General features: G+C 67.5%; 8 protein-coding genes. 5 read left to right on the plus strand and 3 right to left on the minus strand.

Annotation, left to right across the window (positions count from 1 at the left end):
* Positions 1–54 precede the first annotated feature (54 nt).
* Positions 55–216 (plus strand): hypothetical protein, encoded by a 162-nt coding sequence (locus AB4Z09_RS28435; protein ID WP_442241314.1) that lies wholly within the window; start codon positions 55–57, stop codon positions 214–216.
* A gap of 508 nt (positions 217–724) precedes the next feature.
* Positions 725–871 (plus strand): hypothetical protein, encoded by a 147-nt coding sequence (locus AB4Z09_RS28440; RefSeq protein ID WP_174913513.1) that lies wholly within the window; start codon positions 725–727, stop codon positions 869–871.
* A gap of 479 nt (positions 872–1350) precedes the next feature.
* Here AB4Z09_RS28440 and AB4Z09_RS28445 read toward each other — a convergent pair whose 3' ends face one another.
* The gene (locus AB4Z09_RS28445; protein WP_442241315.1) at positions 1351–2568 is read right to left on the minus strand and encodes an erythromycin esterase family protein; all 1218 of its coding nucleotides are present in this window, start codon (positions 2566–2568) and stop codon (positions 1351–1353) included.
* Between the two features lie 112 nt (positions 2569–2680).
* Between AB4Z09_RS28445 and AB4Z09_RS28450 the strand changes: the two genes are divergently transcribed.
* A complete protein-coding gene (locus AB4Z09_RS28450; protein WP_442241318.1) occupies positions 2681–3403 on the plus strand; it encodes a MerR family transcriptional regulator in 723 nt (240 codons plus the stop codon).
* Positions 3404–3525: 122 nt separating this feature from the next.
* A complete protein-coding gene (locus tag AB4Z09_RS28455) occupies positions 3526–4728 on the plus strand; it encodes a PucR family transcriptional regulator (RefSeq protein ID WP_442241316.1) in 1203 nt (400 codons plus the stop codon).
* Here the strand turns inward: AB4Z09_RS28455 and AB4Z09_RS28460 are convergent.
* Both AB4Z09_RS28460 and AB4Z09_RS28465 read right to left on the minus strand, forming a co-directional pair.
* A complete protein-coding gene (locus tag AB4Z09_RS28460; RefSeq protein ID WP_114722057.1) occupies positions 4725–5123 on the minus strand; it encodes a DUF5313 family protein in 399 nt (132 codons plus the stop codon). The two genes, AB4Z09_RS28455 and AB4Z09_RS28460, sit on opposite strands and share 4 nt — an antisense overlap.
* A 35-nt stretch (positions 5124–5158) precedes the next feature.
* Positions 5159–5641, minus strand: coding sequence for a MarR family winged helix-turn-helix transcriptional regulator (locus AB4Z09_RS28465; protein WP_442241317.1), 483 nt, complete (start codon positions 5639–5641; stop codon positions 5159–5161).
* 163 nt (positions 5642–5804) lie between these two features.
* On the opposite strand from AB4Z09_RS28465, the gene AB4Z09_RS28470 reads away from it, so the two are divergent.
* The gene (locus tag AB4Z09_RS28470) at positions 5805–7049 is read left to right on the plus strand and encodes an acyl-CoA dehydrogenase family protein (protein ID WP_114722055.1); all 1245 of its coding nucleotides are present in this window, start codon (positions 5805–5807) and stop codon (positions 7047–7049) included.
* The last annotated feature ends 215 nt before the right edge of the window (positions 7050–7264 follow it).

The raw sequence follows: 7264 nt of genomic DNA on the forward strand, positions 1-7264 counted from the left end.
TGAACCTGTCGAGCGGAGCTGCCGGCTCCGCCCGGATGTCGGTCGCCCAGTACGGTGAACCTGTCGAGCGGAGCTGCCGGCTCCGCCCGGATGTCGGTCGCCCAGTACGGCTACCCGGCGGCAATCCTGCCGACCGGGACCGGGCAGGTCGTCGTCACCGTCATACCCGAACCTGGCACGACCACACCGGGCTTCGCAACCGTCGACGTTCCGTAGGCGATGGCCCCGCCGGTTCGGGGCGGCCCGGCGGGAGGTTACCGCTGGATATCGAAGGGGATGATCGTGCTCAACCTGCAGTTGTGGTGGTGGACGATGGACTGGCCCCCGGCGTGGCGGGAAAGGGCTACGCGCGGTCACGCCGTGCCAGCTCTGGGATCTCGCGACTTGTCTGGACGACTGGACCGTCTGATCCGAAACGAAAGGCATTGATCCCCTTGGATACATGGATCTGGTTCATACCTTTCCTGTCCGACGACGCGCGCCTGTGGCTGATCAGCGTGCTGCCGTGCTCTCTCGGGGGCCGGTGCAATTGATCCTTCGCTCGACCAAGAGGTGAACCATGCTGGATCCCGGTTTCTGGGTCCGTTCGACCCGCTGTACTGGGCGGCCGTCTCCTGGCTCCTGTCCATCGGAGTGATCCGGTGACCGGCGTCGCCACAATGCCGCCCCGGCTGTATGACGCGCTCCACCAGCTCTGGCTGTGGGGCATCGCCACACTGACGAGGTGATCGACATGGGCGGAGATTGGCCGTGGTTCGTGTGGCTGATGCCAGCCATTCTGTTTTCCCCGGAGGTGCGTCAGTGGGCCGTGGAGAACGCCCTGCTGGCTGAGGGGCTGGCCCTGCACGTGAGGAGCTTCGACGATGGGTGACACCTTCTGGTTCTTGCCGTTGCCGTTCGAGATCCTGCGGTGGCTGGCCTCGACCTATCCGTGCCTAGTGGACTTTCGACTCGTTTGTGCGTGATCACGGTGCTCGACTGAAGCATGGTTCGGACCGACGGAATCGGACCGAGGCTCCGTTCGTGATGGCGAGTCTCGCCGGATTGTCGAGAATGGCTAGCTGGACGGAATCGTCTCCGCGAATCGGGCAGCGGCTTCCATGAGTGCAGGGCGGTGTCCTTGCATGAGCCCAATCTTCCACAGAGTGATGGTCACCGAGAGTTCAGTCGGGTCAAGTCGCCGACGGGATTTGGGAGCGAGCGCGCCGCGCTAACGGAAGCATGCGAGGGAGACTGCCAAATAGTTGACGCAAGACACCCGGCGTGAGGGCACGCGAATGCTCCTCCTTCCCGCCAGTAGTTCCATGCCGGCCGCTGTGCATCCGCTTCGGCATCGGTCATCGGTACTGGCTACCAGTACCGATGCTGTTTTCCGTCGGTGTCGGCGATGAAGATGACCGCATCGGCGCCGTCCGTGTCTGCCGGGCTGAGCGGGATGTGCCCGGGCACGATCGGTTCGCCGGTGCCGATCGCTGCCGGAAGCGTGGCGCGCAGGGCTGGTGCCGGGAAGAGGGCGCGCCGCGTGGTCGCCTCGGCCAGTGCGCCCTGCAGGGTTCCCGGATCGCTGTGGGGACTGCCGTCGGTCGCCAGGAACATGTAGTGCTCGCTGAGAGTGAGGTCGATGAGTTCTCCTGCGCTGCAACAGTTCACGCCGACCTTCCCAACCGGCACGTCGGACTGCGCACGCTGCAGGAGCGCGTTGTGTGCGAACACCAGGCTCGGCCCGCGGTGCCGCTCCTGGGCGACGAGCGCGAGCAGGTTCTCGGCCATCATCGCCGCGCGCAGGCTGAGCAGGGTCGCGATGCGATCGTCTGCGGGGCGCGCCATGGCCGCGTGATAGCGCAGCAGGCCCTGGGCGGTGCGCGCGTGCGCGACGGTGTGGTCGTAGCCGGCCGGGTCGGCGCGACGCAGGCCGGGTGCCGCGCGGTGCAGCGCGCTGGCGACGTCGTCGGCGACGATGCGCAGGGCGCGAGCGCGGTCGGAGTCGCCGATGGACGCTGCCGCGTCGAACATGGCCGCCGGATTGGTCCAATCCGTGTCCTCGCCGAGCAGGGCGTCGAGGTCACGGACCGATTCGGGCCGCAGTGCGCCCGGTAGGTACTCGACGGCCGAGGACAGTGCACGTCGCGGGCTCGGTGCGCCGGAGAACTCCAACGGCGCATCGAAGCCGTGGAAGGGAACCTGATCCTGCGGTGCGCGGCCGGCGTTGTGCTCGCGGAGCCATTCGACGAGTTCGCGGTTCCCCGGCACCGCGCCGAACCCGTGGCTGAACCCAGTCGCGAGCACCGTGTCCAGCTCTGCCGGGCCTCCGGTCACGTAGTCGTCGACAGCGGCCGCGGCAAAGAAATCGGTCTCCAACACGATCGACCGGTATCCCCGTTCGACGAGATGACGGAGGATTTCGTTGCGCAGCAACGGGAACGCCTCGATCCCGTGTGTGGGCTCGCCGAGAGCGAGCAGGGTCGGCGGCTCGGCCCGCGAGGCGAGCAGTTCGTCGACGGCGCGGCCCAGGCTCTCCGCGTCGTCGACTTCGCGGCCGATGGCGAGGAGTGATGTGGCTGTGGACATGAATACTCCTTCCGGAAAGAACTACCCTCGACGCTATCGCTGAAGAATCAGGTGAAGCTTTCCCAAGTTTTCCCTGGCACCGAGAGCTCAAAGCCTCAAACGGAGGTACATACTGCGACCCATCGATCTCGCCCGGGAACACGGGTTGTCCGCCCAGGCGATCCGCAACTACGACGACGCGGGCGTCCTCCCGCCGACCGAGCGCAGCGAGGCCGGGTATCGGCGCTACACGCCCCTGCATGCGCAGGCTCTACGCGCCTTCCTCGCGTTGCGCGGCGGCCACGGGCATCAGCAGGCGATGGACATCATGCGCGCGACCAACCGTGGTGACACGGAGTCCGTCTACCGGCTCATCGACGCCGCGCACGTCGCGCTGCTTGCCGAACGCGATACCCGCACCGAGGTCGAGGCGGCGCTGGGCGGCCTGTCCGTCACGACGCCGGCCCCTGCCCACGGCTCACCGCTGACCGTGGGTGAACTCGCACGCCGGCTCGGCGTGCATCCGGCAACGCTGCGCACCTGGGAGACCCACGGCATCCTGCGACCCGACCGCGACCGCGCAACGGGCTATCGCCACTACGGGCCGGACTGTGTGCGCGACGCCGAGATCGCACGACAGCTGCGCCGAGGCGGGTATCTGCTGCCTCAGGTCGCTCAGTTCATCGCGTCGCTGCGCGAGGCCGGCGGTGCGGCCGCGTTGAGCGCCTTCCTCGACTCCTGGCAGGACCGGCTGACCGCGCGCAGTCGTAACCTTCTCACCGGCGCGGCCCAGCTCGACACCTACCTCGCCATGCTCGACCAGACGCGGCATTCGCGGTCGCGATCAGGGCACTGAGCCACGCGTTCGAACGAGTTTCGGTGGCTGCGGCTGCCGGAGCGTCGGCCTTCAGGTGTGGCATCCGGACCGGCCCGTCCGATCTGCCGCGGTCGGCGCGGGTGCGGCGTATCGTTCCGGGCATGCCGTCCGAGGGCGAGCTGACGCGATATGCGCCCGACGCCGCGGTGGTCGCGATCCTGGACAGATTGGACGTCAGGTTCGTTGCACTCGAACAGGGTGACCGACCCGTTGTTCCCGCTTCGCGACATCCGGAACTGTTGCAGCGCAGCACYCGTCGATTCTTCGCGCTGGCAGCCCGGGCAATCCGGGAGAACCGGATATTCACGGCGGACGAGCTACGGCCGGTCCGGGAGGGCGCGGTGCAGGCCGCGGCCGACGGCGCGTCGTTGTCCGCGGTGCTCCACAGCTGGCACCGCTTCGGCCGCATCCTGCTCGACGAGTGCCGTGTCGCTGCGGCGGGGGAGCGGGCCGCGGCGCTGGTCGACATCGCGGCCGCGGTGCTGCGCCTGCAGGAGGTCGTCACGCGGGCCGTCGTCGAGTTCTACGAGAGTGAGCGGATCGCACTGGAGGGGGACGAGCAGCCGTCGAAGGAATTGCTCGCGCGTCTGCTGCTGGCCGGGCAGGATGCCGACCCCACCGCCCGCTGGTGCGGGATCGAGTTGGCGGACGAGTATTCGGTCCTCGTGATCAGGCGTGGTGGCCCACCGCCGGATCCGCCCGGCCGATGGTCCGATCAGTCGCGGACCCGGCGCGTGATCGATGGCTGGGGGCCGCCGCCGATCCTCGCGATCCTCGAGGTGGACGGCGCGACGCTTCTGGTGCCTCGCAAGGCCGCCGCGGACGCCGACTGGTACCGCGTGGCCGTCGAACTGGCGGCGGCAGTGTCGAACACCGCTGCCGCCCCGGTGACGGCGGCGGTGACCGAGCCCGCCGGGCGCGGGGGCTTGGAAGCATCGGGGGGACTGGCCCGTGAACTCCTCGAGCTGGCGTCGCGTATGGGTCGTGGACCCGGCGTGTACCAGCTGAAGGATCTGGCGTTGCCGTTTCAGCTGTCCCGGCCCACCGCCGGGCAGCAGTACCTGGCGGACCGGMTGCTGCCGCTCGATCCGTACCCCGAGCTGTTGGAGACCCTGGACGCCTACCTTCACCACGATCTCGATCGGGCCCGGACCGCGCACGCCCTCGGGGTGCATCCCAACACCGTCAACAACCGGCTGGGCCGGATCCGGGACCTCGCCGGCATCGACCCCGGCTGCTACGAGGGCATCATGACGCTCGGTTCGGCCCTCGACGCCCGACGTGCGCGGGGAGGGAACGCCTAGAACGTGTGCGGGTGCGCCTTCTCGTACGCGGCCTTCTCGGCGTTGTAGCGGGCGACCTTCCTCGGATTCTCCAGGTCGGCCGGCAGTCCGTGCTTCTCGAGGCGCCGACGACGGTTCTGCTCCATGTAGGCAGCCGCGAAGAACAGCGCCAGGAACACTCCGAGCAGCACCATCGAACCGCGCAGCCACAGCGGACCGGGGAACAGGAAGAACGCGGCGAAGATGGGGATGAACGGCACCATGCTGCGCACCATGTGCCGCGGCACCGCCCAGTCGCCGATCAGGTCGTTGCGGACCCAGTCCTGCATCGAGTCGGGGAGCCTGCGGCCGCACGCATACGCGACCCACTGGAACGGGTTGGGCCGCTTGACCTTCGAAGTGGTGTTGCTGGACATGTCCTGTGTACCTGTACCTGTCTGGAAGGGGCGGTTCACTCGTGCAGCGCGCCGGCGCGCAGGGCGGCGGCGTTGACGCGGGTGAGGACGGAGTGGAGTTCCTCGAGTTCGGCGAGGCTGACGCCCAGGCGCTGGACCACCGCGCCGGGAATCCGTTCGGCACGAACGCGCAGGGCCTTGCCGGCGTCGGTGAGCTCGACGATGAGCTGTCGTTCGTCGGCGCTGCTGCGGGTGCGGGTGATCAGCCCGCTCGACTCGAGTCGCTTCAGTAGCGGCGAGAGTGTCGGTGAGTCGAGTTGCAGGGCCTGCCCGATCTCCTTGACGGACATCGGTGCGTCGCCCCACAGCGCGAGCATCACGAGGTACTGCGGGTGTGTCAGTCCCATGGGCTCGAGGAGGGGGCGGTAGACGGCGAGTACCGCACGGTTGGCCACCGCGAGCGCGAAGCACACCTGGCGGTCCAGGGCCAGCGGGTCCGTGTCGCCCCAGTCGATGTCCTGCTCGATGGTCGTCGTCATGAGATGAATAATACACGATTAAGTCGTGCACTAACTAAATCCCCGCACTGGGAGCGGGCGGCTCACGCAACGAGAACCTGTTCTATATTCGGGTGTGACGGCCGCCACGGGCGGTCCCACCTGCTGCTGCCCGGCTCTTCGATACGCACCGACTGGAGTTCACATGTACGAGTGGTCCGATACCGACCTGATGTTCCGCGACGCCCTGCGTGGCTTCATCGACAAGGAGGTCAAGCCACACGTCGACAAGCTCGAGAGCGGTGAGCTGCCCCCGTTCGACATCATTCGCAAGCTGTACTCCACCTTCGGGATGGACGAGATGGCGACCGAGGCGCTCGAGAAGTCCTTCGCGAAGGAGGAGGCGCGCGAGCGCGGCGAGACGCTGCCCGAGTCCGGTGAGAAGTCGGGCGGCTTCAGCGGCGCCGGCAGCATGGGTGTCATCCTCAACAGCGAGATTGCGGGTGTGAGCCTGGGTCTGGTCACGTCGCTGGGCGTGAGCGTCGGCCTCGCCGCCGGCACCCTCCGGAGCCGCGGCACTCTCGCGCAGAAGAAGCGCTGGCTGCCCGGCCTCGTCACGATGGAGAAGGTGGGCGCGTGGGCCATCACCGAGCCCGACTCGGGCTCGGACGCATTCGGTGGCATGAAGTCGTACGTCCGCCGCGACGGGGACGACTACATCCTCAACGGCCAGAAGACCTTCATCACCAATGGCCCCTACGCCGATGTCACGATCGTCTACGCCAAGCTCGACGAGGGCGACGCCTCCGTCGACCGCCGCGACCGCAAGGTCCTCGGCTTCGTCCTCGACAAGGGGATGGAGGGCTTCACGCAGAGCCCGCCGTTCAAGAAGATGGGCATGAACTCCTCGCCCACCGGCGAGCTGTTCTTCGACAACGTCCGCATCACCAAGGACCGCCTGCTCGGCGAGACCGAGACCCCGGCGAAGGGCGACGGCAAGGAGAGCGCGAAGGAGTCGTTCGCGGCCGAGCGCATCGGTATCGCGTCGATCGCGCTCGGCATCATCAACGAGTGCCAGCGGCTGTCCATCGACTACGCCAAGAACCGCAAGCTGTGGGGCAAGGAGATCGCGCAGTTCCAGCTCATCCAGCTCAAGCTGGCCGAGATGGAGGTCGCCCGCCTCAACGTGCAGAACATGGTGTTCAACGCGATCGAGCGCACCGCGGCCGGCAACAAGGTGACCCTCGCGGAGGCATCGGCGATGAAGCTGTACTCGTCGCGCGCGGCCACCGAGGTTGCGATGGAGGCTGTGCAGCTGTTCGGTGGCAACGGCTACATGGCCGAGTACAAGGTGGAGCAGCTGGCGCGTGACGCCAAGTCGCTAATGATTTACGCCGGCAGCAACGAGATCCAGGTGACCCACATCGCGAAGGGCCTGCTGGCCAAGTGATCCCGTCCCCGGTCCGCGTGGCGCCCCGCGCGGACCGGGCCGGCGTTGCCCCTGTGAGTCGCCGTGGGCTTCGGCGATGGCAACAACCCGCTGCGGTAGTCGACGCCGGGAGATTGATCAACTAGGTGTACCCGGTCAGGACGTTGGTAGCGKGCGTGTCGGCTTGATGTGAAGAGAACCTCCGAGTGGGGTGTGGCTTGTCTAAGGCCCACATC

The sequence above is a fragment of the Rhodococcus sp. TAF43 genome, from assembly GCF_052113525.1.
Lineage (GTDB): Bacteria > Actinomycetota > Actinomycetes > Mycobacteriales > Mycobacteriaceae > Prescottella.